Raw genomic sequence first — 23,116 nt, forward strand, 5'->3', positions numbered from 1 at the left:
GCCTGTGGACGGAGCGACCGCGATGTGGACAACTCAGGTCTTGGCGGCCGCCGCGGCGGGGGTGCCGGCGGAGGATGAGCCGGTGTCCTTCTTGCTGCTCTTCTCCGCGGGCTTCTTCTCGCCGCCGCCCTTGTCGGCCGAGCCCGAGCTCTCGCCGGAGGAGGCGGCGGGCTTGGACTCGCCGTTCGGCACGGCGCCGGACCGGCTGTCGGTGCGGTAGAAGCCGCTGCCCTTGAACACGATCCCGACGGAGGAGAAGACCTTGCGCAACGGACCCGAGCACTGCGGGCACTCGGTGAGCGACGCGTCGGAGAACGACTGCACGGCCTCGAACCGGTGGTCGCAGCTGGTGCAGGCGTACTGGTAGGTGGGCACGCTCGTGGTCCTTCCGGGGGCGTCCTTGGCACTCTCACGCACTGAGTGCCAGCATAACCCGGCGGGGTCAGCCGTTCTTCCCGAGAGGTGTGAGCCCGGCGCGCGGCAGCAGCGCGGCCGACACCGGATGGTCGTACGGCTCGGCGGGCAGGGCGTCCACCAGCTCGTCGTCGTCCAGCACGACGACGATCGGCACACCCGCGGTCACCAGCGGCAACGTCCGGTCGTAGTAGCCCCTGCCCCGGCCCAGGCGGGCCCCGTCCCGGTCGGCGGCCAGTGCGGGCACGAGCAGCAGCCGGGCCGCGGTGACGGCGCCGGGCCCCCGTCGCGGACCGGACGGTTCGCGCAGGCCGATCGGGCCGGGGGCGAGCGAGCCGGGACCGGTGTAGGAGGCCCAGTCGAGCGGGCCCGGCGCGTCCGGCACCACCGGCAGCAGCACCTCGTGACCTGTGGCGCGCAGCTGCTCGACGCCCTCGGGCGACCACGGCTCGGTGCCGACCGGGAGGTAGGCGCACACCGGGCCGCCGGTCGACGCGGCGAGGGCGAGCGCGTGGCGGGTGAGGTCGGCGGCGCGGGCGGCGCGGGCCCCGGGGTCCAGTGCCCGGCGCGAGTCCAGGATCCGGTCCCGCCACGCCTGTTTGGTGAACCGGCGATGATCGTCGCTGCGTGCCGTCACACGGGCACGCTACCGGCGCGGATAAGGTTCGTGCCCATGACAGCGACGCCCCAGCCAGCGACGCCCCCCACGACGACGCCCCGGACGACGGCGCCCTTCCGATCGGCGGTGGTCCCCGCCGCGGGCCTGGGCACCCGGTTCCTGCCCACGACCAAGACCGTGCCCAAGGAGCTGCTGCCCGTCGTCGACACCCCGGGCATCGAGCTCGTGGCCGCGGAGGCCGCCGAGGCCGGTGCCGAGCAGCTGCTCATCGTCACCTCGCCGGGCAAGGACGCCGTCGCGGCGCACTTCGCCGACTCCTCCGAGCTGGAGAAGACCCTCGCCGCCCGCGGCAAGGAGAAGCTGGTGGCGAAGGTGCGCCGGGCGCACGAGCTGCTCGCCGTCCGCACCGTCACGCAGGACGAGCCGTTGGGACTGGGCCACGCCATCGGCTGCGTCCGCGGCGCGCTGGCCGACGACGAGCAGGCCTTCGCGGTGCTGCTGCCCGACGACCTGGTGCTGCCCACGGGCGTCCTGAGCCGGATGGCCGCGGTGCGCGAGCAGTTCGGCGGGAGCGTGCTCTGCGCGTTCGACATCCCGCGGGAGGAGATCTCCGCCTACGGCGTCTTCGACGTCAGCGACACCGAGGACCCGGACGTCAAGCAGGTCCACGGGATGGTCGAGAAGCCCGCCGCCGCCGACGCCCCCTCCACCTACGCCGCCGCCGGGCGCTACCTGCTCGACGTCGCGGTGTTCGACGCGATCGACCGCATCACCCCCGGCGCGGGCGGCGAGCTGCAGATCACCGACGCCATCGCGCTGCTGATCTCCGAGGGCCACCCGGTGCACGTGGTCGTCCACCGCGGTGGCCGTCACGACCTCGGCAACCCCGGCAGCTACGTCCGCGCGTTCGTCGACTTCGCCCTGGAGCACCCCGACTACGGCCCCGAGCTGCGCACCTGGCTGGCCGCGCGCCTGGCGGACTGATTCCGATGCGCACGGTCGACGAGCAGCTCACGCGGATCCTCGACGGGGTGGTCCGCCCGGCACCGGTGCGGGTGTCGATCTCCGAGGCGTACGGACTGCGGTGCGCGGAGGAGGTGGTCGTGTCGCGGCCCCTGCCCGGTTTCGACCAGGCGGCCGTCGACGGCTACGCGGTGCGCAGCGTCGACCTGGTCGGCGCGTCGGAGCAGGAGCCCGCGTCGCTGCCCGTGGTGGGCGAGATCCCGGCCGGGTCGCGGCAGCCGCTGCGCCTGCAGCCGGGCCAGGCCGTGCGCGTCGTCGCCGGGGCCCCGCTGCCCACCCTCGCCGACGCCGTCGTCCCGCTGGGCTACACCGACGGCGGGTCCGCACGGCTCGTCGCGACGCGCGGCGTGCCGTCGGCGGCGTTCGTCCGGCGCGTGGGCGAGGACGTCCAGCCCGGTGACGTGGCGGTGCGCCGGGACGCCGTCGTCGGCCCGACGCAGGTGGGCCTGCTGGCCGCGGCGGGCCGCGACAAGCTGCTCGTGCACCCCCGGCCCCGGGTGTCGATCATCTCGGTGGGCGACGAGCTGGTCGACGTCGCGCGCACCCCGGGCGCCGGCCAGGTCGCCGACATCTGCTCGCACGCGCTCTCGGCCGCGGCCCGCGACGCGGGGGCCGACACCGGGCGGGCCGGGCTGGTCCGCGGCGACGCCCGGGAGATCGGCGCGGCGATGCAGGACCGGCTGCCGTTCAGCGACGTCATCGTGGTGTGCGGGGCGGCGGGCGGGCACGCCGGGGCCGAGGTGCACGCGGCGCTGTCGGGCCTGGGCGATCTCGACGCCACCCGCGTCGCGATGCACCCCGGTTCGTCGCAGGCCTTCGGCCGCCTGGGCCCGGACGCCGTGCCCACCTTCCTGTTCCCGTCGCACCCGGCCACCGCGCTGCTGCTGTTCGAGGTGTTCGTGCGGCCGCTGCTGCGCGCGGCCCTGGGCCGCTCCGACCCGTTCCGGCGCACCATGACCGCGCGCCTGACCTCGCCGATCTCCTCGCGACCCGGGCGGCGCGGCTACCTGCGTGCGCGGCTGCTGCGCGAACAGGCGACCGGTGAGTACCTCGTGCAGCCGCTTGGCACCTCGGGCACGCACCTGCTGTCGTCGCTGGGGGAGTCGAACGGGCTGATCGTCGTGGGCGAGGACGTCACCGAGGCCACCGTCGACGAGGTCGTCACCGTCGCGTTCCTGCCCGCGCCGTCCTGATGGCCGCTCCGTTCCCGGCCGGGGGACGGCATCCGGGCTGGCCCGCCCGCCTCGGCGCGCTGCGGGTCGGGTCGGGGGTGGTGGCGCTGCGTCCGGTGCGGCTGCGCGACGGCCCGGCGTGGTCGGCGCTGCGCCTGCGCGACGAGGCGCACCTGGCGCCGTGGGAGCCGACGATGCCGGGCACCTGGGCCCAGCGGCACTCGTCGGCGGAGTGGCCGGGGCGCTGGATGCTGCTGCGGTCGGCGGCCCGCAAGGGCACCGCGCTGCCGTTCGCGATCACCGTCGACGGCCGACTCGCCGGGCACGTCATGATCGGCAACGTGGTGCGCGAGCCGCTGCTCTCGGCCTACGTCGGCTACTGGTGCGACCGGAGCCTCACGGGGTCGGGCGTGACGACGGCGGCCGTCGCGCTCGCCGTCGACCACTGCCTGGGGGCGGCGGGGCTGCACCGCATCGAGGCGACGGTCCGGCCGGAGAACGTCGCGAGCCGCCGGGTGCTGGAGAAGCTGGGCTTCCGCGAGGAGGGGATCTTCCGGCGCTACCTCGACGTCGACGGGGCCTGGCGCGACCATCTCTGCTACGCGATGACCGCCGAGGAGGTCCCGGCGGGCGGGCTGGCCGGACGGCTGGTGTCGACCGGGCGCGCGCAGCGGGCCTGATCACCCACACGAGCCACTCCGGCCACTGCCGTCCCTGGAGTGAACCTGGCGGTCACGGCGCGTCGTTGCCCGGATCCGCAGGCTTCCCTCACTACCGTGGTGCCCGGGAGCGATCTTGGGCCGGGGAGGGTCCCGGGTCGCCCCTCGCGCCGACGGGGAGGAGACCGCCAGTGCCCAGCTCGCTGATCTTCGTCGGGCTGGTCGTGCTGTGGCTGCTGATCCTCGTCCCCGCGGTCGCGCGACACCAGCAGGAGGTGGCCCGGCCCAGCTACGCCGCCCTCTCCGGGCGGGTGCTCGACCGGCCGCAGCGCCGGTACCGGATCCAGGAGGTGGACGACGTGGACGAGTCCGACGACGCACGCGGCACGACCCGGCTCGAGGAGGCCACGCGGATCCCCGCGGCACGCCCGGCCCCCGACGCCGAGGACGCGGTCGGCACCGACGGGTACGACGACGACGAGTACGACGGGTACGGGGACGAGGCCTACGACGACGGCTGGGAGCGCCCGGCCCCGCGCTACCGCCCCGGCCGCGGCGGCTTCGACCCCGAGGCGGCGGCGATCACCGCCCGCGCCCGCTACGCCTTCCGGCAGCGCGTGGTGCTCGGGCTGCTCGTCGTCACCGTGGTGTCGGCGGTGGTCGCCCTGGTCGCCGTGCCGGCGCTGTGGTGGCCGGCGGGCGTCGCCGGGACCGCGCTCGTCGGGTACCTGGTCTACCTGCGCCGCCAGGTCCGGATGGAGGAGGCGATCCGCCGCCGCCGCGCGGCGCGGATGGCCGGCACCCGCCGTCCGCAGGCGGCCGACGACCCGGAGCTCGACGAGTGGGCCCGCCGCGGCCGCGACGCCTCGCGCCCGGCCGAGCACGACGTCGACGACGACCTCGACGGCGATGACGACGACGACCTCGTGGACGAGCCCGAGGCCGTCGACGACGACCCGGACCGCGTCACGGGCACCGGCGAGCCGATCGGGCCCCTGCGCGTCACCGGGGCCGACGCGGCCGAGAGGCCGGCCCTCCCGCGGCTCACTCCGGCCCCGCCGCCCCCGCTCCCGGCGGGCACGACGGTCGTCGGCGACGACCTCGACGACCCCGACCTGCACGACCTCGCGGGCCCCGTCCGGCCCGACTACCGCCGTGCGGCGGGCGAGTGAGCGGCTGGTAGGGTTTTCCAGGTCCGCTCCGGCGGGCATCGGGGCTGTGGCGCAATTGGTAGCGCGCTTCGTTCGCATCGAAGAGGTCAGGGGTTCGATTCCCCTCAGCTCCACCCCACGAACGGCCTGGTCAGAAGCTTACTTGCGAGCTTCCGGCCAGGCCGTTCGTCGTTGCAGCACCCCGTGAGGCATCAGAAAGGCATCAGCGCCTCTGCTCAGCAGCCAGCCGAAGCAGCGCGATGCTTGCCGAGGTCCACAACGATCGATGCACAGGTCGGGCATACCGACCACCCCATCGCCGCCGGCTGTGCGGCCTTCGCCATGGGCGTGACGTCCGCGCCGAGCAGTTCAGCAATGACCTGAGGCCGACGCGCGAGGTGTCGAGGCTTCATCTCGACCTGGTCGGGCGCGCTCTTGCCCCCGGCGGCCAGGTAGCGCGCGAGCCGGTTGAAGTTGCCGGGGTTGTAGTCCGACGACCTGGGGTTGGCGTTGAACACTGTCCGGAAACCGGGCTTCTCACCATTCTCGTCGGTGAGTCGCGGGTCGTCGCAGGTGAGGTGAATCGAGTCGGTGCCCTCGTCGTACCAGACGTAGACCGGGTACTTGCCGCCGCCGAGCACTACGTAGTTTCCGTTCCCATTGGTCATGGCTGTCCGTCCCTCTCTGTAGGGGCACGCCTCTCTGTAGACGTGAGTCGCCAAGGCGACCAACTGTGAGGTCGCTCGATTCGGTCGGACTGTTACCGCTGGGGGCGCTCGACGATCATGCGGGCACCTGCGCCCCCGCAGGCCCGTCGTCCGGGTCGTCGGGTTCCTCGTCGTCGAGTGCCCGCAGGATGCGCGTCGGGTCCTCGGTGCGGCGCGTGTAGAGGTCGAGCGTCGTCGACGAGCGTTCGTGCCCCATGACCCGCTGCACCATGTTCGGCGGCACCCCGTCGTCGACGAGCCATGTGGCGTAGGAGTGGCGGAGGTCGTGGAACCGCAGCCCACCGGCGCACTCGCGGGCGACGTGGCGCACCGCGGCCGGTTCGTCGTCGAACAGACGCCGGTGACGCTTCCCGGCGTCGTCGGTCCATCGCGCGGCGAACAGTTCACCGTCGGGGGTGACGGACCCGAGCTGCCCGGCCCGCACCAGAGCCGGCCGCCACACGCGAGACCGGAACAGCGTCCGGCGCAGTGCCCCTCCGACCTCGTTGGCGAAGATCATGTCTCCTTCGCCGAGCGGGTACCGCTCCCGGTGCTCGCGCAGGATGGTCGTCAGCCAGCCCGGCAGCGGGACCGACCGGCGCCCGGCCGTCGACTTGGGGAACGGCTTGAACGAGGTGTGTCCGGCGACCTCGATCACGGTCCGGATCACGCGCAGCGTCCCGCGGTCGAGGTCGAGCGCGTCGGCACACAGCCCGGCTGCCTCACCCCAGCGCAGCCCGCAGCCGCCCGCCACGGCGACGATCCCGCGATGCCGGTCCGGGACGACCGGGAGCAGCCGTCGACGGAAGGAGTTACGGTCGATGACCTGGTCGTCGGTGTCGCGGCGGCGACGCCGGGGCACCTTGACCTCCTCACACGGGTTGAAGGGGATCAGCCGGTTCCGGACAGCGGAGCGCATGACGGCGCTGGTCAACCGACGGCACTCGGCGACGGTGGCCGGTGACAGCCGGGCGCTCAGGCCGGTGATCCATGTCTGCACGGCCATGTGGTCGATCTTGGCGAGCTGCCATGAGCCCCACTGCGCGAGCACGTGCGTCCGCATGATCGACGCGTCGCGCGCGAGCGTGGTGGCCTCGTTGTTCCACGACGCCATCCAGGCCCGGGCGTGCTCGCCGAAGGTGACCCGACCCGCATGCGGGGAGACGTACGCGCCGCTGCTGGTCGTCGCGGTCATCTGGGCTAGGAACACCGTCGCCTCACGCTTGGTGCCGAACGTCTTGGACGTCTGGCGTCCGGCCGGGTCGCGCCAGTAGGCCCGCCAGTTGCCCGCGGCGGTCTTGCGGATGCCCCCGGCCATCACGCGGCCGCCCGTCCGTCGAGCCACGCGTGCAGGCGTTTGCGCGGGATCAGCCAGCGTCGCCCGATCCGCTCGGCCGGGATCACCCCGTCGCGGACGTACTGGTAGGCCACGCCGCGCGAGAGGTTGAGCAGGTACGCCACCTCGTCGACGGTGTAGGTCAGGCGCGCGGTGTCGATGACGGTGCTGCGGTGGGCGGTCATGACGTCCTCCTTCTCGTGTTGATGCGGTGCTGCCGGTTGCGTTCGGCGATGGCGGCGGCCAACTCGCGTTCTCCCTCGTCGCGGTGGCCGAAGCGGACGGGTTGCCAGTCGTTGACGACCACGACGGTGTCGAGGTCGACGAGGTGGCCGTTGGGATCGGTATCGAGCGCGGCCAGGTCCTCGCGCAGGCGCCAGAGCCGTCGGTCGGCGCGCATGGCCCGGAAGGTCGTCGAGTAACGCTGGCTCTTGGTGAGGAAGTGGCCGCGAAAGCCGAGCATGTGCGCCCAGCGGCGCAGGTTCAGGCCCTCGTAGGCCGGTAGGGCGCCGAGGTCCCAGGCGGTGGCGATCATCGCCCGGTGGTGGGTGCTGACGTCGAGCAGCGGGATGTGCAGCTCGTCGCGGATGGGACGGTCGGCGCCGTCGGTGGCGCCGGTGCCCTTGGTGGCGTACTTGGCGATGTAGCCGGCCAGTGCGGCATCGGTGATGGCGCCGGTGTCGGGGTCCTCGATCTCCCGGGCCGCCGAGGGGGTGACGGGTCGGACGTCGACCTGTCCGCCCCAGTGCAGCGTCAGCGTGGTCCCGTCGGGTCGGGTGGTGGTGACGGACGCCGAGGCTGCCGCGTGCAGGACCGCATCACGCAGCGCGTGGTCGTCGAGGCCGGGCGGGCAGGGGTCGGCGGCGCCCTCGGGTCCGTCGATGCGGATGACGGCGTGGAAGTGGACCAGGCCGCGTCGTTGGTACTCCGCGACCTTGGCGTAGGACAGTCGCGCGTGGTCGCGGAACTCGCGGACGGGGACGCCGAGCAGCGCGGCGAGGCGTCGGCGCAGGGTGCGGGCGAAGCGGTCCCAGAGCTGCCCGGCATGGGCCTGCCAGAGGACGGCGCCGGTGTAGTCGTAGGTGTCGGGGTCGAGCGCGGTCCCGGGCCGTGGGTCGTCGGCGTGGTGGTGTTCCCCGCACGGGCACGGGATGACGAGCCCGCGCGGTGAGACGCGGCGGGTGTGGACCGGCCCGAAGGTGGGCGCGGTGAGGGTGACGAACGCGCGGGGCCGGTCGGTGACGGTGGCCGGGACGCCCTTGGTGTCGTCCCCGGCGAGTCCGGCGCGCAGGAGGTGGAACGCGTCGGCGGCGTAGCGGTCCGAGCAGGCCGGGCAGACCGACTCCCGCCGGTTGCCGCAGGGGGCGAGGATGTCGCCGGAGCGCTCGAGCAGGACGGCGCCGTCGCGGTCGAGGACGGCGGACCCGCCGCGCAGGTGGATCGGTGCGGCGCATCCGCCGGTGGCCTGGACCTGGGCGCGCCAGGTGGTGAAGTCGGCGGAGCGCAGGCGGTGGGAGATCTGGGCATCGGTGGGTGTCTGGGTCGTGGTCACCAGTACTCCTTCTCGGTCTCGACGATCACGTCGGTAGGGGTGAAGTCGTGGTGGCGGGCGAGCTTGTGCGCGGCGCGGCGGTAGCTCGACGCCGTGCCGATGACGTCGCCGTGTTCGGTCTCGACGTAGTAGGTGCCGCCGCCGAACTCGCGGCCCCGGTTGCGGATGACGGTCCCGGAGAAGTCCCCGGCACCGCAGGTGACCAGGCCCTTTCCTACGGCGACGATGTCGACGTGGACCGGCCCCGACCGCTGACGAGCGGGTGCGTCGGTGGGGCCGACCGGTGAGGCCGGGAGGCGGTGCAGCGCGGCCCACCGGTTGGCCATGTCCCGGGTCGTGCGGGGCACCAGGATCGCGGCCGCGGGGCCGTCGTGGCTGCCGGTGGTGACGTGGTGCCCGCCGCCCGGGCGCAGGTGCCGCGAGTCGAGCAGCTGCCGCACTGTGTCCTGCTCGTAGCGGGGCACGGGTTCGACGGCGTGGTTGTCCCCGGCGACGCGGCGCATGACCCGTTCGGCCGGTCCGACCAGGACATAACCGGGTTCGGTGGCAAGGCGGATGACCGAGGCGACCAGCTCGACGTCGTTCGTCGCGGCGTCGGCCGGGCCGGTGGAGTCTGACGGGGCGGGTGCCGGTTCGGCGCCGAACAGCGCCCCCTGCCCGTGCATGCCGGTGGTGGTCATCGGGTCCACCACCAGTGCATGCCGGCCTCGGTGGCCCACTCGCGCGCCAGGGCGCGGGTCAGGTGCAGCTCCGCGAGCGCGGCGGCGATGACGGCCACGGCGAGTTGTCCTGAGCCGGTGCCGAACCACCACCAGCAGCCGGCCACGACGAGGACCAGGGCGACGGTGACCTTGAGCCAGGTGAGTGCGGCCCAGACGGTGGCGTCCCACATCACGCGACCTCGATCCGGAACGGCGCCCGATGAACCGGGCGGGAGAGGGCGGTGCGGTCGGCCGTGGTGAGCAGGTGCGGCGCATGCTCGGCGCGCCAGCGAACCGCGGTGACGGCGTCCGCCCGGTCCTCCCGCTGCTCGCGGAGCCACCGCGTGCCGTGCCGGAGCACCAGGGCGAGCACGACGAGCAGTGCGGCCCCGAGCAGGACGGCCGTGACGGTGTGCTCGACGGCCGGGACGACCGCCGAGGCGACGGCGAGCGCGCAGGGCACGGTCAGGACGGCCGTGATGGCGTTCGCCTCGCGGGTCCGCCGGGTCGTGAACGTGTGATCGGTGGTGCTCATGACGCGTACTCCTCTCCGTCGTCGTCCTGGTCGTCGTCGGTGTCGTCGGGGCTGGTGGGCAGAGCGGTCAGGTAGCGCGTCCCAGGGGTCGACCGGGACACGAGCTCGTCGATGTCGCGGTCGGTGACCAGGCCCGCGCGGAAGCGGATCGGGGCGCGGGTCAGGTCGTCGATCACGAACCCGATACCCGCGTGATCCGGGCCGCCGGGGATCTGGTCGGCGAGTGCTCCGCGGTCGCGCGCCCCGTCGCCCAGGGCCATGTCGACGTGGCTGGCGGCGGTGACGGCGAGGCAGACGCGGACGGTGAACAGGTCACGGACGTCGACGACGTCCTTGGTGGGCTCCTGGACGTAGCCCCACACGGTGTGGTCGGCGGCCCGGCCCTGGGTCAGCACCTCCGAGAGCAGTCGCAGGCTCTCGCGGACCTCGTGGCGGTCGCCGTAGGCGGTGAGCATCGCCATCTCGTCGATGACCAGCAGCTCCCACGGGGTCTCGCGGGTGATCTCCGCCTGGCGGATCTCGTCGGCTCGCATCTGCTCCTGGCGGGACTTCATGGAGTCGCGGAAGTCGGTCAGCAGCTCCACGGCGTCGGCGCCGGTGGTGGCCCAGCGGTGGTAGAGCGCGGAGGCGCGGTCGGTCTCGGTGCCGCCCTTGAGGTCGACGACCCACAGCCGCACGAGCCCGTCGCGGATCATCGGTGCGAGCGCCCGCCAGGGGTTGTAGATCAGGCTCGACTTGCCGCCTCCGGTGCGGCCGACGACGAGCCAGTGCTGCCCGCGTGACGGGAGCCGGAACGGCGCGCCGGTCTCGGTGTCGCCGACGTCGAGCCCGGACAGGTCGATCTCTTCGACGGTCGTCGGCATCGTGGTGGCCGGGATGATCGAGGTGAACGGCATGCGCCGCTCGATCACCAGGGCGAGGACGCCGGGTCGTGCCCGGGTGACGCTCACCCGGTGGGCGCCGAGCGCGTCGGCCAGGGCCGGGGCGTGCTCGGTGAACATGTCGGCGTGCTGTCCGCGGACCATCCGGACCCGCAACAGGTCGATCGACGGGGTCACTGCGCGGACCCGAAGGATGCGGGGAACCAGCGGCCGACCGGTGCCGTGCTGGTGGCGGGTCAGTTCGCAGTCCGCGAGCAGCCCGGCCCAGCGCCGGCCGCGGTAGGCGGTCCAGCGTCGCCAGCCGGATCGGATACGCGGCGCGATGAAGCGGTCGTAGGAGGGTGGGTGTGCGCGCCACCAGACCAGCAGCGCGACCGGGACGACGGCGACGGCGAAGCCGCCGAGGGTCGGTCCCCACCAGTGCAGCGCCGCGACGATGGCGGCGGGGATGAGCAGGAACAGCGGGTGGCGGGCGAGCCAGGCCATGGCGCGCAGTTCGCCACCGGTGGAGCGGGTCGAGGGGCGAGCGGCGACGGTGGCGTTGTTGTGGTGGCGGTAGCGGATCGTGGGCATGACGTTTCCTCACAGGAATGGATGAATGGAACGGGCCGGGACGCGGCGTGTGTTTCGCGTGCGTCCCGGCCCGAGTCGGTGCTAGTGCCGTGGTGCGGCGGTTCAGTTCTTGCGTAGTGCGGGGCGTGCGGCGTCGAGCATCGTGGTGACCTTGGCGACGTCGCGGGCGAGGTTGTCGTGGGTCTTGCGGAACGATCCGCGCCGGATCGGAATGCCGCGCATCGCTTCGCGCAGTTCCCGCATGGCGCTGTCGAGTTCGTCGATGATCCGGTCGGTGTGCTGGGACATGTCAGCGCCTCCAGTCCTTCACGATGAGTTCCGGCTCGAATCGCTTGGCCTGCGAGGACACGATTCGCAACGAGCTGCGGCAGCGCTTCACCGAGGACCGCACCTCGTCGGCGGTGGCGATCGTCCAGTGCCGCGACTCGCGGCCACGCCAGTTGTCGTCGGCCGACTTGGACAGCCGCTCGGCTTCGGCGAGGACGTCGCCGACGTGCTGGAGCGCGGTCCAGAACTCGCCGAACCGGGCGAGGGCGCGACGGTTGGCCCGGCGCTTCTGCCAGGCCCGTCCGGCCCGGACCCCGTTGCCGACGCTGGTCATGGTCGCCATGGCTCAGACCCCCTTCCGGATCGCGATCTGCGCCAGGCGCAGGCCCTCCGCGACCCCGGCCCGCCAGGCGCGTTCGGTGGCCTGCAGCTCGATCTGCCCGCGCGACCAGGTCTTGCGCTCGCGCTCCAGGCGTCGGACCAGACGGCGGACCCCGGTCATCGAGCCGCCGCGTGTGTGCATGGTTGCTGTGCTCATCACTGCCTCATCTCCAGGAGCGCCATGGCGGCGTCCTCGTCGTCGACACCGGGGTCGGTGTCGCTGTCGGTGCTTCCGTGGCCGTCGCATTCGGTGCATTCACAGGTGCCGTCGCACACGGTGCAGTCGGTTCCGCGGTAGTCGGTCTCGGGCGTGTCGGGGAAGTAGCCGTAGCCGCTGCACGCGTCGCAGATCCCCGATCCCGCGCAGCCGTCGCAGGTCGTCACTTCCGGTTCCTCTCCGTCCATTCGGCGAGGGTCGCAGGCGATTCGGTCAAGCCCGCCCACTCGTCGCCGGTCAGGGCGTAGTAGCGGACGTCCTCACCGCGGATCATCAGATACACGGTCTGGTCGACTTGCAGAGTTTCGATGCTCACGTGTTCGACGGTCTCGCCGAGATCGTCGAACCGACGAGCAGGAATTGCGTTCATCGTTGTCCCTCCTCGGTCGAATCGGCCGGTCCGGCGGTTGCCGGGCCGGTTTCAGGCATGGGTGTAGCCACTGTGGAATTCTCAAAGAACGGCCGGCGCCCGGAATGGTGCGCGGCGACGAGCTCCGCCGTCGGCGGGTCGAACTAGTGGAGCAGGTGGTGCGACTACTGGTCCTTGGAACGCGGCGCGGGCGCGCTGGCAGGGGCGAGGCTCTGCGCCCGGAACGCGATCCCGGCCGTGACCCGACCGGCGTTCTCGATCCGGTAGGGCGAGATGGTCGGGTTGATCAGGACCACGCGGGCGCCCTCGTCGACACCCGCGCCCGGGTCGTCGATCAGGGTCACGGAGATCTCCTCGCCCTTCTGCGGGCGCTCCCCGGCTGCCGGGACCACCTTGGCGAACAGCGCCACCGTGAACACGGGCCGCCCGTCGCGGTCGACCGCCGGGATCCACTGGCCGCCGTCGCCCTGCTTCATCTTCGGCGCGGGCGGCTCGACGACCGTCAGCTTGTAGTTCCCGAGGTCCACCCGGATGTTCTGCATGTCTCCTCCTCCTGGTCGGTGCTGCCTGACACAAGGAAGCTAGCAGTTGATAGGTAACCAGCGCAACTGTTAGGTTCACGATTGCACACGCTGCCGCTGTGAGCTGCGAAAACACGGCGCGGCGTGCCTGGTAGCCCTTGGTAGGGCCTGCTAGCGTTGTCACCCATACCCGACAACCGATGAGGTGAGTCCGACGCCCGACGTGACACCGCGCCAGCCGCTGGCCAGGGGAGAGGCGCTGCACGTCCAGATCGCGCGCCAGGTCCGCAACGACATCGCGGCCGGTCGTCTGCGGGACGGGACTGTCCTGCCGGCCACCCGCGCGCTCGCCACCGAGTGGGGCGTCAGCGTCTTCACGATCACCGAGGCCATGAAGCTCTTGGCAGCCGAGGGCGTCGTGATCAGCGAGTCGCGGTCCAAGCGGGTGGTCCGCGCGCCGGACCACGTCCGGTCGGAACCGGTGCGGCACCGCACCACGCACGCCGTGCTGGTGGGCGGCTACGCGGGCAGCGGGAAGTCCGAGTTCTCCCGCATCATCGCCCGCGAGACCGGCTGGCCCCTGCTGGACAAGGACACGCTCACCCGGCCCGTCGTCGAACGCGCGCTGGAAGCGCTCGGCCTCTCGCCCAACGACCGTGAGTCCGAGGGCTACCGGTCGGAGATCCGGCCCCGTGAGTACGAGGCGCTTGCTGCGGCCACTCGCGAGAACCTCCAGTGCGGCAACAGCGTCATCGCCACGGCGCCGTTCCTGCTCGAGTTCGGCGACGAGGCCTGGCTGACCCGGACCGCCGACGAGTACGAGTCGCTGGGCGCCACCCTCGACGTCGTGTGGCTCTACTGCGATCCACGCACGATGTACACCTACCTACGCCGCCGCGGAGCAGCCCGAGACGCCGCGAAGCTCACCGACTGGCAGGACTACGTCACGGGCATCGACACCGACTTCCGTCCCAAGGTGCCGCACACCGTCGTGGAGAACTGCTCGGACAGTCCACCACTCCAGGAGCAGGCGAAGGCCCTACTCAGCCGCCTGGACGCCGGATGAGGTGGGGTGTGGTCCTCTACGGGCCACCCGCGTCCGGCAAGGACACCGTCACATGCGAGCTGGTCGCGCTCGATGCGCGGTTCCGGCAGTTCCGCCGGCTCAAGTGCGGCGCAGGCAGGACCGACGGGTACCGGGTCGTTGACGCAGCGCAGATGCAAGCGGTGTCCGACGATCTCGTGTGGACCAACGAGCGATACGGCGCGGTCTACGCCGTGGATCGGGCCGGGCTCATCGACGCGCTCGGCGAGGGTGTGCCGGTCGTCCACCTGGGCCAGCCCGAGGCGGTCGCGGCCGTGTGCAACGCCGTCGACGACGTCCAGTGGCTCGTCGTGGCGCTCTGGTGCGATCGCGACACCGCACGCGACCGACTGCGCAGCCGGGGGAGTGCAGACGTCGACGAGCGCCTGGACGTGTGGGACCAGACCCCGACGCTTCCGCCGCCCGCGTGCACGATCAATACCGGCCTCGTGAGCCCGTCCGCCGTTGCCCAGCTCATCGCAGACGCCGTCACTGCCCGGGCCGCATCGTCAAGCATCAGCCGAGATTGCGCCGAGGCGAGCCCGCGGCCCTGACGTGCAGCGACGGCGTGCTGTGTCGAGACTTTCCCTACTTGTTCAAGGCGGCGCCGTGCCGGCGCCGCGCGGCGCTGTGTCCGACGCTGCCGCAAGCGCTCGCGCCGGGGCGTGCGGCCTCCGGCCGGTCCCCGCGCGGCGCGCGGCTGCATGTGCGCCGCGTCGCCGTTCTGCCCGAAGGGAATGCCTGGGCCTTCACCTGCTGTCGTCAAGCATGTTTGTTTCAGTGTGCCGACCACATCCTCCTCAGTCACCCAGATGCCACAAGCCCCTGTGCTGTTGCAAATTGACGAAACTTGCGCAGTCCAACGGCGATATTCGTGCGGACCGGCACGTTGCGCATATGCCCCATCGTGATTGTAGTCGCAATCACTATGGTGACGCAGCGCTAGTGTCGTTAATGTCCGATTCGCCCGATCGGCGGTCGCATGTTTCGTCACTTGCTGCAAACGTCAGGTCTGCGCTACGTAATCTCGCGTACCTGTCCGGCAAGGCCGACGAGTGGGGACCTATCGCTCGCCGGATCAATTCTAGGGGGAACATGATGACGTACCTGCGACGAATGTACGCGATTGGAGCGATTTGCGCTTCGCTCCTAGGTCTTGGTTTCGTGACTGCAACGCAAGCTGCAGCCATTGAGTCATCACCATCCGCGGCAACGATCCAAGGCGGAGCCGCTCAAAGTGTCGCCATGATGTACGAAATGTACTACGAGGACTACTTCTTCACCGAGGGAAACTGCGAAGCGCGCGGTAACGCAATCATTGACCCCGCCAGTCCGGGGCACATCCCGGGCGCCATCGCATACACCTGCATTCTGCATGCCGGTGACGCGAAGTGGTCGATGTACATCCTCTGGGCCTGACGTACGCTCGTGCCGACTACGTGACCCGAGAGTTGTATTCGCTGCAACTCTCGGGTCACGCCAGTCTGTCGATAAGGCTATGTGGGGTAGGGTGGTTGAAGACTGACGAATCGGAGGTAAGCCAACGTGGGTGCTAGCGACTTCGTACTTGAAGCGAACCAACAAGTTGTGACCTACGGACGAATCGAGTGGAGAGTAGAAGAAGGGCCGCTGCTACATGTCGCCGTCTGGCCCTCTCTGACAACTGTGCGTGTCGATGGAGGATCCGTTAGGCTCTCCCGCACGGAAAGTCTCGATGGCGATTCGGGCGATCATCTTGTTTGCGTCTCAGGACTCTGGAATCCGTCTGGATTGATAGAAGTAGAAGACGTCGAGGTCGTCCCTGAGGTGCCGGTGATCCCTGCTGCCTGGGCAGATAGGGAATGTCTCGAAAGGGTGGCAACGCTGGGCGATGAAGAAGTTGCTGCTGTCTATGGATCAGCGCGAGAGAGTGCATGCGGATTGAGCCTTGCCACTGCTGGCAGTCGGTCACATTTGATGGTGATCAAAGTTCTGCACGTCTGCTCGGATCTTGCGACTTGGCACGAGCTGCAGGGTCGTCAGTTTATGTCGTTGGCTCCAGCCATTTTCCCACAATCGGTCAAGCCTTCTTCTCCTGCATTTGTTGCGCCACCGGCGGAACTGGCGGCCGTCGGACTAGCTGAGAGCAAATTGTAGTTGTGGACCGGAGGGCATCGCGACCAGTGCAATGGCAGGTCAGCCTGCTCATCGCGGCATATGCGCTGGTCAGGCGCAGCTCACCAACAACTGTTGACGGCTGGGGCAGGCTGGGGGCATGGCTGAGCCGAATCCAACGTCGGGCATGACTTCCACCGAGCTGATGGACCACGTGCTCTCGCGCGTCGCCAACGTGGAGGCTGCTGCCGACCCGCCGGGCAACGAGTGGAACTTCGCACTCGGCGCGCTGTTCGCGCTGTGCAACATGGGCCACTTCGACCAGGAGACGATCGGCAAGTACGAGGCACGCATCCAGGCCGAGGCGAACCGGATCAACGCGGCGCCAAAATGACCATGCCCTCGCCGGGCGGCAGGTCTCCGGGATGGCCGGGCAAGGACGCGAGCGAACGAGGGTGGGGGAGGCAGGGTGCGGCATCCCATCGACCTCCCGAAGGGCTACCACACGACGGCCCGACGGCAGGCTTCACGAGGCAGGGGTCGGGACGGTCGAGGGCTGCCGCCGGGCCGTCGCGCGGTCGGGCGTTGCCAGGTCGACGGGATGCCGCACGAGCCCCAGCGTTTCGAGATCCTCGTGGTCCAGAGGCAGCGAAAAGGCAGCACGAGCGGCAGCACGCCGCCGCACACCGCGACACGGAGCAGCACGGCGACCAGCGCAGATGACCCGCCGAAGCAGCAGCCCGAGCGGTGGACGCGCGTTCGCATCGAAGAGGTCAGGGGTTCGATTCCCCTCAGCTCCACCCCCACGACCGGCCTGGTCGGGCGCTCGTCCGCGAGCCTCCGGCCGGGCCGTTCGTCGTTGCGGCCGCCTGGTCCGTGCCGTTCGTGCCGGTGAGCCGGGAGGGCCCGGTCGGCCCGTCGGCATCCCCGCGACGAGCGGGGCCGGCGTTGCGCTCGTCGCGGGATGGTGGGACCGTGGCCTGCTGCCGAATGACGGCAGAGGCACGTGGCCGGGGACACCTGCGACCAGTCCCGGGCTCCGCGACATCCTCGCCTCCGGGTGTGGCCCGCGCAGGGGCGATGAGCTGGGTCGGCGGGCCGAGGCAGAGTGACGAGGGCGCGATGCTGGTCTACCGGTCGGACGATCTGGGTGAGACCGAGGAGTTCCTCAGCGCCAACTACGCGCCGATGCGCATCGGCAGCGGCACCGACGGCCCGTCACCGGCGACGATCGTGCGCTCCGCGGCCGAGTCGCTCAGCATCGACCATCTCGACCTCCGGTTCTCGATGCACTACGAAGCCGCCCCGTTGGGCAAGATCTGCCTGTGCGACATCGAATCGGGTCGGGTACTGGACCATTCCGTCGGTAATGGTCCTGCGGAGTCGTTCGGCCCCGGCCGGCTGTTCTCCCTCGCCCCGCCGGACCGTCCCTACGTGGGCACGATCGACCGGGCGAGATATTCGATCGTGATGTTCGACCCGGCGCTGCTCGACGAGCTCGTCGTGAGCGCGACGGCAACGAACGGGTGCGGTTGCTCGACCACCATCCGGTCAGCGAGGCGGCCGCCCGGCGGCTGCGCGACGCGATCCGTCACGTCGACCGGCACATCCTGACCGACCCCGAGGTCGCCCGGGTACCGCTCGTCGTCGCCTCGGCACTGCGGCACGTGGCCGCCTGCGTGCTGGCCACCTTCCCGCACAGCGGCGTCCGCGAGGAGTCGGCGGGCGACCGGCGTGACTCGCGGCCCGCCACGATCCACCGGGCGGCCGCCTACATCGAGGCGCACGCCGACACCGACATCGCCCCCGCCGACATCGCCGCCGCCGCACACATCAGCGTCCGGGCCCTGCACATCGGTTTCCGCCGCCACCTCGGCACGACGCCGATGGGCTACCTGCGCACGGTGCGCATGGCACACGCCCGCCGTGATCTGCTGGCGGCGGATCCCGCCGCCGGCGACACGGTCTCCGGTATCGCCTCCCGGTGGGGGTTCCACCACCACGGCCGGTTCGGCGCCACCTACCGGCGCATCTACGGGGAGCTACCCGTTCAGACCCTGTTCCGATGACCGGACCGCGCCCGGGGACGGCGACGTCCCTACGTGGACAGCCATCGCGTCGCTGTCCGGATAGTCGCCACCCGGGCCCGTGACTAGCGTCGGGTCGTCACGACTCCGTGCGGAGTCGGTCGGTCGTCGAACCGGAGGGACCGCGCCCCATGCAGATCGACACGGCCGTGCCGTCCCCGGACGAGCAGTCGCCGCTGCGCATGCTCGCCCAGCACCACTGTGACGCCCAGCACCACTGTGACGCCCAGCACCACTGTGACGCCCAGCACCACTGCGACGCCCAGCACCACTGCGACGCCCAGCACCACTGCGACACGCAGACCGCCGCCGAGCTGCGCTCGGCGAACGCCCGCCTCACCGAGGTCAACGGCAGGCTGCGGAGGACCGTGCACGAGCTGGAAGTGCGGCGGCAGGTGCACGACGCCTACAGCGCCGCGGCGGCCGCGGGCACGGGGGAGGCCGGGGTGGTCGACGCGTTGCACCGGCTCACCGGGCTCCCGGCCGCGGCGGAGGACCGGTTCGGCAACGTGATCGCGTGGGCGGGCCCGGGTCGTCCCGATCCCCACCCGCGGTGGTCCGCAGGGCGGCGCGGCGAGCTGGTCGCCGACGCCGGACGCGTTCCGGGCCCCCTGCGCAGGGGCGGGCGGCTGATCTCGCTGGCCCGCTCCCGCGACGACGTGCTCGGCGCGTTGGTGCTGGTCGACCCGCACCGCAGGGCCGACGAGCACGCCCTGTTCGCGCTGGAGCAGGGCACCGGCATGCTCTGCGCCGAGCTGGCCCACCAGCAGAGCCTGGCCGAGAACGAGCTGCGGCTGCACCGCGACGTCGTCGAGGACCTGCTGTCGGGCACTGACGGGGCCAGCGCACTGTCGCGGGCGCGGGCGCTGGGCCACGACCTGACGCCCGAGCACCGGGTCGCGGTGATCCGGTGGCCGGGTGCGGCAGGCGAGGAGGTGCTGGCGCGCACCGTCCGGCATGCCGTAGCCCGCGTGTTCGACGCCCGCGTGCTGCTGGCGCTGCGCCCGGACGGCGTCGTGCTCATCGTGCCGCAGCGGGAACCCGACGTGGACGGCCGCCGATGGGGCGCGGTGCACACCGTCATGGCCCGGACCGTGCACGGGGTTGCTGGGGCCATCGGCGTCGGTGGGCCCTGCACCGGCCCGGCGCAGGTCCCCAGGTCCTACACCCAGGCGACCCGCGCGCTCGGCGTGCGGCTCAGCTCGTCGGCCCCCGCGGGAGTGACCCTCCACGACCGGCTGGGCATCTACCGGCTACTGGTGTCCGACGGCAACGACGACGAGGTCCGGCGCTATGTGCAGGAGTGGCTCGGCCCGCTGTTGGCCTACGACGCGTCGAACCGGTCCGATCTGGTGCGGCGGCAACTACGACGCCACCGCTCGGGCGCTGGTCATCCACCGCAGCACCCTGCGCTACCGGCTGCGCCGGATCCGCGAGATCAGCGACCTCGACATCGGTGAGGTGAACGTCCGCCTCAACCTGCACATCGCGACCCGCGCCCACAACGTCCTGCAGGGCCTCCCCTGAACCGGGCAGGACCGCCGGCCGGTGGCTGGCCCGCGTTCCCGCGGGCCCGACCGGTGTCAGAGCAGCGTGCGGGTGAGCAGGCGCTTCCACCGCGCGAGGTGCGGCTCGGTGAGCGGGTCGCGGTCGTGCAGGGCGTAGGTGAGTGCGACCCCGCGCATGCTGGTGAAGACCAGGTCCCGGACGTCGGCGAACTCCGGGTGGCCCGACAGCACCGGACCGTACATCGTGTCGACGGCCTTCTCGATCGTCCGCAGCAGCCTGCGCTCGGCCTCGAGGAGCGCGGTGCGCAGGTCCGGGTCGGTGCGCGCGGCCGTCCACAGCTCCATGGCGGCCCAGAAGTAGGGCTGGCGGAAGGTCTCCCACAGCAGGTCGGTGGCCAGGTCGATGCGCTCGGCGCCGCTCGCCCGCCCGTGCGGGGACCGGGCGATCCAGTCGTCCATCTCGGCCACGCGTTCCTGCACCAGGTGCTGCGCGGCCGCGATCAGCAGCTCCTCCCGGGACGGGAAGTGGTGCAGCAGCCTGCCGCGTGACACCCCGGCGCGGGTCTGGATCGCGACGGTGCTGGTGCGGTGGTACCCGTCGGTGACCAGGCCGTCGATCGCGGCGTCGAGGATCAGGGAACGGCTGTCGGCCGTGCGCTGGCCCTGGGTGCGCGGCGGGCGTCGGTCCGGTGCGGCCACGCCCGTGACGGTAACGGAGCAGCCGGGGCTCAGAAGGCCTCGGTCGTGCGCACCGTCATCACGTGCATGGTCCGCTCACCCGCGTGGGCGTCGCGGCCGTGCAGGAAGCGGTAGTTGTCCATGACGAGCAGCTCGCCCGCCTCCAGCCGGAACCGTGCCGCGCACTCCTGGGCGGTGGCGAGCACGTCGGCGTAGTCGTCGAGGTGGGCGAGGTGGGCGTCCCAGCGGGGCTCGCGGGGCACCGGCAGGGCGTAGTCGCTCGCCCGCACGGCGCGCCGGCCGCGACGGGTGTGCTCCACCAGCCCGCGGACCAGGGGAGTGAGCGGCACCGAGTGCGGGCGAGCGGCCCAGCCGCCGAAGAAGTCGACGTCGCAGGTGGTGAGGAACGCGTGCAGCTCCGGGCGGGCCGCGCGCAGCGCCTCGACGAGGCCGTACCCGTCGATCAGCACCGAGTCGCCCCCGCGCGGGGCGGGCCGGGTGCAGAGCATGAACAGGTAGTCCTCGTCGGGGTCGCGCAGCCGCACCGCACGGCCGTGTACGTCGACGGTGACGGTGGCGCCGTCGCTGTGCAGCGACAGGGTGTCGGCGTCGACGCCGTGCTGCACGCGGATGCCGAACAGCTCGCGTAGCCGGGCGCCCAGCAACTGCCCGGCCGCGGTGACCAGCTCCTCCGGGTCGTCGCCGCGGTCGGTGAGGATCACGGCCCCGTCCCGCTGCAGGACCGCGCGCGCGTCGGCGTCGTCGACCCGGGCGGGGACGACGCCGAGCGGCGCGAGCAGCTCCTTGAGCTCGGGTCGCACGGTGCCGCGACGCCGGCCCTTCCCGTCGGTGGTCGCCACGACGCCTCCTCTGTGTTGTTGCCGATTACCTGCACATGCAGGTTAGTGCGGCCCGATCGGCTCGCGGAAGGCCTTCCCGCCGCTCCAACGCCGCTCCAGCGCCCGCCCGGCCACGGTGACGACGAACGCGACGCCCACGATGGCCACCGCGGGCGCCAGTACCAGCCCTGGCCGGAGGAACAGGTACGGGCGGGCCTCGTCGAGCATCGCGCCCCACTCGGCGGTCGGCGGCTGCGGCCCGAGACCGAGGAACGACAGCCCGGCGATCGTCAGCAGGGTGGAGGCGAAGCGCAGGAACGCGTGCGCGGTGAGCGGGCGGATCGCGTTGGGCAGGACGTGGCGGAACACGATGCGCCCGGGCCCGGCGCCCAGCGCCGTGGCGCTGCGGACGTAGCCGGTGCCGGCCTCGCGCACCGTCAGCCCGAGGGCGAGGCGGGCGAACGGGGTCCAGCCCGTGGCGACCACGGCGATCAGCAGCGTCAGGGGGCCGGGGGAGAGCAGGGTCGTGAGCACCAGGGCGAACACGATCGACGGCACGGCCACCAGCACGTCGACGACGCGCACACCGCGACGGCGACCACGGTGAACCCCACCGACAGGCGGGTGCCCGCGGCGAGGCGGGCGAACACGTCGCGGCCCAGGTGGTCGGTGCCCAGCGGGTGGGCCGGGGACGGCGGGGCGAACCGGTTCGCGAGGTCGTTGCCCACGGCGTCGAGCGGGAGCAGGGCCGCGACCAGCAGCACGGCGGCCAGCGCGCCCAGCGCCACCGCGGGGGCGCGGCGCCTCACCGGGCCGCCCGGCGGGCGACCGGGTCGATCGCGAGCTGCCCGAGCTCGGTGACGATCGTGACCAGCACCGCGATCGTCACCAGGACCAGCAGCCCGCCCTGCACCGTCGGCAGGTCCTGGGCCAGGACGGCGTCGTAGAGCAGCCGGCCCAGGCCGGGCACGGCGAACACCACCTCCACCACCACCGACCCGCCCAGCAGCCCCGCGAAGAAGGTGCCCGACAGCGCCGTCACCGACGTCAACGACCGGCGTGCGGCGTGCACCCACAACAGCCGCCGCTCGGTGAACCCGCGCGCCCTGGCGGCACGCACGTGCAGGGCGCCCAGCACGTCGGCGGTCTCGGCGCGGGTGAGCTGGGCGGCGAGCGCCGCCGGGAACAGCGCGAGCGTGACGACCGGCAGCACGGCGGCCGCCGGGGTGCCCCACCCGGCCGCGGGCAGCAGGGGCAGCGCGACCGCGAACACCAGCACCAGCAGCGGGGCGAGGATGAACTCGGGGACCGCGGCGCCCAGCACCGACAGCGTCGTGACCGTCCGGTCGACCGGACCGCCGGGCCGCCGGGCCGCGGCGACCCCCGCGGGGATCCCGACGAGCCCGGCGAGCAGCAGCGCCGCGGCCGTGACCAGCGCCGACACCCCGAGCGCCGCGACGAGCTGCGGGGCCACGGCGGTGCGGGTGGAGAACGACAGCCCGAGGTCACCGCGCAGCACCGAGCCCAGCCACAGCAGGTACTGCTGCCACAGCGGGCCGTCGAGCCCGAGCTCGCGGGTCACGCGCTCGGTGACCGCCGGGTCGGGCACCGAGTCGGCGATGCGCGCCCGCAGCACCGTGCGGGTGGTGTCGAGGCCGGACGCGCGGGGCAGCAGGAACACCAGTGCCGAGGTGCCCAGCAGGACCAGGGGCAGCGGGAGCAGGCGCCTGCCGAGGGTGCCCGACAC

The 23,116-nt window shown here is 72.0% G+C and carries 33 protein-coding genes, 1 tRNA gene and 1 pseudogene; 14 read left to right on the top strand and 21 right to left on the bottom strand.

Going from position 1 to position 23,116, the window contains the following annotated elements; translation table 11 throughout:
* Positions 1–33 precede the first annotated feature (33 nt).
* Both PHY01_RS13925 and PHY01_RS13930 read right to left on the bottom strand, forming a co-directional pair.
* Complete coding sequence (locus PHY01_RS13925) at positions 34–375, bottom strand: FmdB family zinc ribbon protein (RefSeq protein WP_141279074.1); 342 nt, start codon at positions 373–375, stop codon at positions 34–36.
* Between the two features lie 67 nt (positions 376–442).
* Positions 443–1,051 carry a 5-formyltetrahydrofolate cyclo-ligase gene (locus PHY01_RS13930; protein WP_141279075.1) on the bottom strand — a complete coding sequence of 203 codons (609 nt, stop codon included), beginning with the start codon at positions 1,049–1,051 and terminating at the stop codon, positions 443–445.
* Positions 1,052–1,087: 36 nt separating this feature from the next.
* On the opposite strand from PHY01_RS13930, the gene PHY01_RS13935 reads away from it, so the two are divergent.
* The 5 genes from PHY01_RS13935 (at position 1,088) to PHY01_RS13955 (ending at position 5,172) form a co-directional block, all read left to right on the top strand.
* Entirely contained in the window at positions 1,088–2,017 is a 930-nt protein-coding gene (locus PHY01_RS13935; protein ID WP_141279076.1) for a UTP--glucose-1-phosphate uridylyltransferase, read from the top strand.
* Between the two features lie 5 nt (positions 2,018–2,022).
* Complete coding sequence (glp, locus tag PHY01_RS13940; RefSeq protein ID WP_141279077.1) at positions 2,023–3,249, top strand: molybdotransferase-like divisome protein Glp; 1,227 nt, start codon at positions 2,023–2,025, stop codon at positions 3,247–3,249.
* Positions 3,249–3,908: a GNAT family N-acetyltransferase gene (locus tag PHY01_RS13945; protein WP_141279078.1), complete on the top strand. Its 660-nt coding sequence runs from the start codon at positions 3,249–3,251 to the stop codon at positions 3,906–3,908. The genes glp and PHY01_RS13945 overlap by 1 nt, the downstream gene beginning before the upstream one ends.
* Before the next feature lie 170 nt (positions 3,909–4,078).
* On the top strand, positions 4,079–5,059 hold the full coding sequence (sepX, locus tag PHY01_RS13950; protein ID WP_141279079.1) for a divisome protein SepX/GlpR: 981 nt from the start codon (positions 4,079–4,081) through the stop codon (positions 5,057–5,059).
* A gap of 40 nt (positions 5,060–5,099) precedes the next feature.
* Positions 5,100–5,172, top strand: a tRNA-Ala gene (locus tag PHY01_RS13955).
* A gap of 102 nt (positions 5,173–5,274) precedes the next feature.
* Here the strand turns inward: PHY01_RS13955 and PHY01_RS13960 are convergent.
* The 14 genes from PHY01_RS13960 to PHY01_RS14025 all read right to left on the bottom strand — a co-directional run bounded on the left by PHY01_RS13960 (position 5,275) and on the right by PHY01_RS14025 (position 13,100).
* The gene (locus PHY01_RS13960; RefSeq protein WP_141279080.1) at positions 5,275–5,706 is read right to left on the bottom strand and encodes a hypothetical protein; all 432 of its coding nucleotides are present in this window, start codon (positions 5,704–5,706) and stop codon (positions 5,275–5,277) included.
* Between the two features lie 115 nt (positions 5,707–5,821).
* Positions 5,822–7,090, bottom strand: coding sequence for a tyrosine-type recombinase/integrase (locus PHY01_RS13965; protein WP_170183810.1), 1,269 nt, complete (start codon positions 7,088–7,090; stop codon positions 5,822–5,824).
* Positions 7,063–7,266: a helix-turn-helix domain-containing protein gene (locus PHY01_RS13970; protein WP_141279082.1), complete on the bottom strand. Its 204-nt coding sequence runs from the start codon at positions 7,264–7,266 to the stop codon at positions 7,063–7,065. The genes PHY01_RS13965 and PHY01_RS13970 overlap by 28 nt, the downstream gene beginning before the upstream one ends.
* Positions 7,263–8,633, bottom strand: coding sequence for a replication initiator (locus PHY01_RS13975; RefSeq protein WP_141279083.1), 1,371 nt, complete (start codon positions 8,631–8,633; stop codon positions 7,263–7,265). The genes PHY01_RS13970 and PHY01_RS13975 overlap by 4 nt, the downstream gene beginning before the upstream one ends.
* Positions 8,630–9,313 (bottom strand): hypothetical protein, encoded by a 684-nt coding sequence (locus PHY01_RS13980; protein WP_141279084.1) that lies wholly within the window; start codon positions 9,311–9,313, stop codon positions 8,630–8,632. The genes PHY01_RS13975 and PHY01_RS13980 overlap by 4 nt, the downstream gene beginning before the upstream one ends.
* Positions 9,310–9,525 carry a hypothetical protein gene (locus tag PHY01_RS13985; RefSeq protein ID WP_141279085.1) on the bottom strand — a complete coding sequence of 72 codons (216 nt, stop codon included), beginning with the start codon at positions 9,523–9,525 and terminating at the stop codon, positions 9,310–9,312. Before PHY01_RS13985 ends, PHY01_RS13980 begins: the two co-directional genes overlap by 4 nt.
* Positions 9,525–9,869 carry a hypothetical protein gene (locus PHY01_RS13990; protein WP_141279086.1) on the bottom strand — a complete coding sequence of 115 codons (345 nt, stop codon included), beginning with the start codon at positions 9,867–9,869 and terminating at the stop codon, positions 9,525–9,527. Before PHY01_RS13990 ends, PHY01_RS13985 begins: the two co-directional genes overlap by 1 nt.
* The gene (locus tag PHY01_RS13995) at positions 9,866–11,323 is read right to left on the bottom strand and encodes an FtsK/SpoIIIE domain-containing protein (protein WP_141279087.1); all 1,458 of its coding nucleotides are present in this window, start codon (positions 11,321–11,323) and stop codon (positions 9,866–9,868) included. Before PHY01_RS13995 ends, PHY01_RS13990 begins: the two co-directional genes overlap by 4 nt.
* Positions 11,324–11,425: 102 nt before the next feature.
* Entirely contained in the window at positions 11,426–11,611 is a 186-nt protein-coding gene (locus PHY01_RS14000; RefSeq protein ID WP_141279088.1) for a hypothetical protein, read from the bottom strand.
* Position 11,612: 1 nt separating this feature from the next.
* Entirely contained in the window at positions 11,613–11,933 is a 321-nt protein-coding gene (locus PHY01_RS14005; RefSeq protein WP_141279089.1) for a hypothetical protein, read from the bottom strand.
* Positions 11,934–11,936: 3 nt separating this feature from the next.
* On the bottom strand, positions 11,937–12,128 hold the full coding sequence (locus tag PHY01_RS14010; RefSeq protein ID WP_141279090.1) for a hypothetical protein: 192 nt from the start codon (positions 12,126–12,128) through the stop codon (positions 11,937–11,939).
* Positions 12,128–12,355: a hypothetical protein gene (locus PHY01_RS14015; protein ID WP_170183811.1), complete on the bottom strand. Its 228-nt coding sequence runs from the start codon at positions 12,353–12,355 to the stop codon at positions 12,128–12,130. The genes PHY01_RS14010 and PHY01_RS14015 overlap by 1 nt, the downstream gene beginning before the upstream one ends.
* Positions 12,352–12,558 carry a hypothetical protein gene (locus PHY01_RS14020; RefSeq protein ID WP_141279092.1) on the bottom strand — a complete coding sequence of 69 codons (207 nt, stop codon included), beginning with the start codon at positions 12,556–12,558 and terminating at the stop codon, positions 12,352–12,354. Before PHY01_RS14020 ends, PHY01_RS14015 begins: the two co-directional genes overlap by 4 nt.
* 164 nt (positions 12,559–12,722) lie before the next feature.
* Positions 12,723–13,100 carry a hypothetical protein gene (locus PHY01_RS14025; protein WP_141279093.1) on the bottom strand — a complete coding sequence of 126 codons (378 nt, stop codon included), beginning with the start codon at positions 13,098–13,100 and terminating at the stop codon, positions 12,723–12,725.
* A gap of 184 nt (positions 13,101–13,284) precedes the next feature.
* Here PHY01_RS14025 and PHY01_RS14030 point away from each other — a divergent pair, with 184 nt between their 5' ends.
* The 9 genes and pseudogenes from PHY01_RS14030 to PHY01_RS28225 all read left to right on the top strand — a co-directional run bounded on the left by PHY01_RS14030 (position 13,285) and on the right by PHY01_RS28225 (position 19,871).
* Positions 13,285–14,145, top strand: coding sequence for a P-loop nucleotide/nucleoside kinase family protein (locus PHY01_RS14030; protein ID WP_246085888.1), 861 nt, complete (start codon positions 13,285–13,287; stop codon positions 14,143–14,145).
* An 8-nt stretch (positions 14,146–14,153) separates the two neighbouring features.
* A complete protein-coding gene (locus PHY01_RS14035) occupies positions 14,154–14,717 on the top strand; it encodes a DEAD/DEAH box helicase family protein (RefSeq protein ID WP_218030150.1) in 564 nt (187 codons plus the stop codon).
* A gap of 703 nt (positions 14,718–15,420) precedes the next feature.
* Entirely contained in the window at positions 15,421–15,582 is a 162-nt protein-coding gene (locus PHY01_RS26490) for a hypothetical protein (RefSeq protein WP_170183812.1), read from the top strand.
* Positions 15,583–15,708: 126 nt separating this feature from the next.
* Complete coding sequence (locus tag PHY01_RS14040) at positions 15,709–16,299, top strand: hypothetical protein (RefSeq protein ID WP_141279095.1); 591 nt, start codon at positions 15,709–15,711, stop codon at positions 16,297–16,299.
* 145 nt (positions 16,300–16,444) lie between these two features.
* On the top strand, positions 16,445–16,651 hold the full coding sequence (locus PHY01_RS14045; RefSeq protein ID WP_141279096.1) for a hypothetical protein: 207 nt from the start codon (positions 16,445–16,447) through the stop codon (positions 16,649–16,651).
* A 728-nt stretch (positions 16,652–17,379) separates the two neighbouring features.
* The gene (locus PHY01_RS27610) at positions 17,380–17,871 is read left to right on the top strand and encodes a hypothetical protein (RefSeq protein ID WP_246085889.1); all 492 of its coding nucleotides are present in this window, start codon (positions 17,380–17,382) and stop codon (positions 17,869–17,871) included.
* Entirely contained in the window at positions 17,784–18,326 is a 543-nt protein-coding gene (locus PHY01_RS27615; RefSeq protein WP_246085890.1) for a helix-turn-helix transcriptional regulator, read from the top strand. Before PHY01_RS27610 ends, PHY01_RS27615 begins: the two co-directional genes overlap by 88 nt.
* A gap of 758 nt (positions 18,327–19,084) precedes the next feature.
* A pseudogene (locus PHY01_RS28220) lies at positions 19,085–19,522 on the top strand (CdaR family protein); the annotation flags it as partial.
* A gap of 115 nt (positions 19,523–19,637) precedes the next feature.
* On the top strand, positions 19,638–19,871 hold the full coding sequence (locus PHY01_RS28225) for a helix-turn-helix domain-containing protein (protein ID WP_141279097.1): 234 nt from the start codon (positions 19,638–19,640) through the stop codon (positions 19,869–19,871).
* A 56-nt stretch (positions 19,872–19,927) separates the two neighbouring features.
* Here the strand turns inward: PHY01_RS28225 and PHY01_RS14065 are convergent, their stop codons facing one another.
* Genes PHY01_RS14065 through PHY01_RS14085 form a run of 5 tightly spaced genes read right to left on the bottom strand, consistent with a single transcriptional unit; the run spans position 19,928 to position 23,116 of the window.
* On the bottom strand, positions 19,928–20,551 hold the full coding sequence (locus tag PHY01_RS14065) for a TetR/AcrR family transcriptional regulator (RefSeq protein WP_141279098.1): 624 nt from the start codon (positions 20,549–20,551) through the stop codon (positions 19,928–19,930).
* Positions 20,552–20,580: 29 nt separating this feature from the next.
* Positions 20,581–21,390 (bottom strand): TauD/TfdA family dioxygenase, encoded by an 810-nt coding sequence (locus PHY01_RS14070; RefSeq protein WP_141279099.1) that lies wholly within the window; start codon positions 21,388–21,390, stop codon positions 20,581–20,583.
* A gap of 42 nt (positions 21,391–21,432) precedes the next feature.
* The gene (locus PHY01_RS14075; protein WP_141279100.1) at positions 21,433–21,954 is read right to left on the bottom strand and encodes an ABC transporter permease; all 522 of its coding nucleotides are present in this window, start codon (positions 21,952–21,954) and stop codon (positions 21,433–21,435) included.
* Entirely contained in the window at positions 21,870–22,178 is a 309-nt protein-coding gene (locus tag PHY01_RS14080; RefSeq protein ID WP_141279101.1) for a hypothetical protein, read from the bottom strand. The genes PHY01_RS14075 and PHY01_RS14080 overlap by 85 nt, the downstream gene beginning before the upstream one ends.
* Positions 22,175–23,116, bottom strand: coding sequence for an ABC transporter permease (locus PHY01_RS14085; protein ID WP_141279102.1), 942 nt, complete (start codon positions 23,114–23,116; stop codon positions 22,175–22,177). Before PHY01_RS14085 ends, PHY01_RS14080 begins: the two co-directional genes overlap by 4 nt.

It is taken from the genome of Pseudonocardia hydrocarbonoxydans, from assembly GCF_006539565.1.
Classification (GTDB): Bacteria; Actinomycetota; Actinomycetes; order Mycobacteriales; family Pseudonocardiaceae; genus Pseudonocardia; species Pseudonocardia hydrocarbonoxydans.

What these genes read in the sequence shown, in the direction of transcription:
- PHY01_RS13935 (WP_141279076.1), top strand. Translation starts at nt 1,088, where the DNA reads ATGACAGCGACGCCCCAGCCAGCGACGCCCCCCACGACGACGCCCCGG.
- glp (WP_141279077.1), top strand. Translation starts at nt 2,023, where the DNA reads ATGCGCACGGTCGACGAGCAGCTCACGCGGATCCTCGACGGGGTGGTC.
- PHY01_RS13945 (WP_141279078.1), top strand. Translation starts at nt 3,249, where the DNA reads ATGGCCGCTCCGTTCCCGGCCGGGGGACGGCATCCGGGCTGGCCCGCC.
- PHY01_RS13960 (WP_141279080.1), bottom strand. Translation starts at nt 5,706, where the DNA reads ATGACCAATGGGAACGGAAACTACGTAGTGCTCGGCGGCGGCAAGTAC.
- PHY01_RS13970 (WP_141279082.1), bottom strand. Translation starts at nt 7,266, where the DNA reads ATGACCGCCCACCGCAGCACCGTCATCGACACCGCGCGCCTGACCTAC.
- PHY01_RS13980 (WP_141279084.1), bottom strand. Translation starts at nt 9,313, where the DNA reads ATGACCACCACCGGCATGCACGGGCAGGGGGCGCTGTTCGGCGCCGAA.
- PHY01_RS13985 (WP_141279085.1), bottom strand. Translation starts at nt 9,525, where the DNA reads ATGTGGGACGCCACCGTCTGGGCCGCACTCACCTGGCTCAAGGTCACC.
- PHY01_RS13990 (WP_141279086.1), bottom strand. Translation starts at nt 9,869, where the DNA reads ATGAGCACCACCGATCACACGTTCACGACCCGGCGGACCCGCGAGGCG.
- PHY01_RS13995 (WP_141279087.1), bottom strand. Translation starts at nt 11,323, where the DNA reads ATGCCCACGATCCGCTACCGCCACCACAACAACGCCACCGTCGCCGCT.
- PHY01_RS14000 (WP_141279088.1), bottom strand. Translation starts at nt 11,611, where the DNA reads ATGTCCCAGCACACCGACCGGATCATCGACGAACTCGACAGCGCCATG.
- PHY01_RS14005 (WP_141279089.1), bottom strand. Translation starts at nt 11,933, where the DNA reads ATGGCGACCATGACCAGCGTCGGCAACGGGGTCCGGGCCGGACGGGCC.
- PHY01_RS14010 (WP_141279090.1), bottom strand. Translation starts at nt 12,128, where the DNA reads ATGAGCACAGCAACCATGCACACACGCGGCGGCTCGATGACCGGGGTC.
- PHY01_RS14020 (WP_141279092.1), bottom strand. Translation starts at nt 12,558, where the DNA reads ATGAACGCAATTCCTGCTCGTCGGTTCGACGATCTCGGCGAGACCGTC.
- PHY01_RS14025 (WP_141279093.1), bottom strand. Translation starts at nt 13,100, where the DNA reads ATGCAGAACATCCGGGTGGACCTCGGGAACTACAAGCTGACGGTCGTC.
- PHY01_RS26490 (WP_170183812.1), top strand. Translation starts at nt 15,421, where the DNA reads ATGTACTACGAGGACTACTTCTTCACCGAGGGAAACTGCGAAGCGCGC.
- PHY01_RS14045 (WP_141279096.1), top strand. Translation starts at nt 16,445, where the DNA reads ATGACTTCCACCGAGCTGATGGACCACGTGCTCTCGCGCGTCGCCAAC.
- PHY01_RS27610 (WP_246085889.1), top strand. Translation starts at nt 17,380, where the DNA reads ATGCTGGTCTACCGGTCGGACGATCTGGGTGAGACCGAGGAGTTCCTC.
- PHY01_RS28225 (WP_141279097.1), top strand. Translation starts at nt 19,638, where the DNA reads ATGTGCAGGAGTGGCTCGGCCCGCTGTTGGCCTACGACGCGTCGAACC.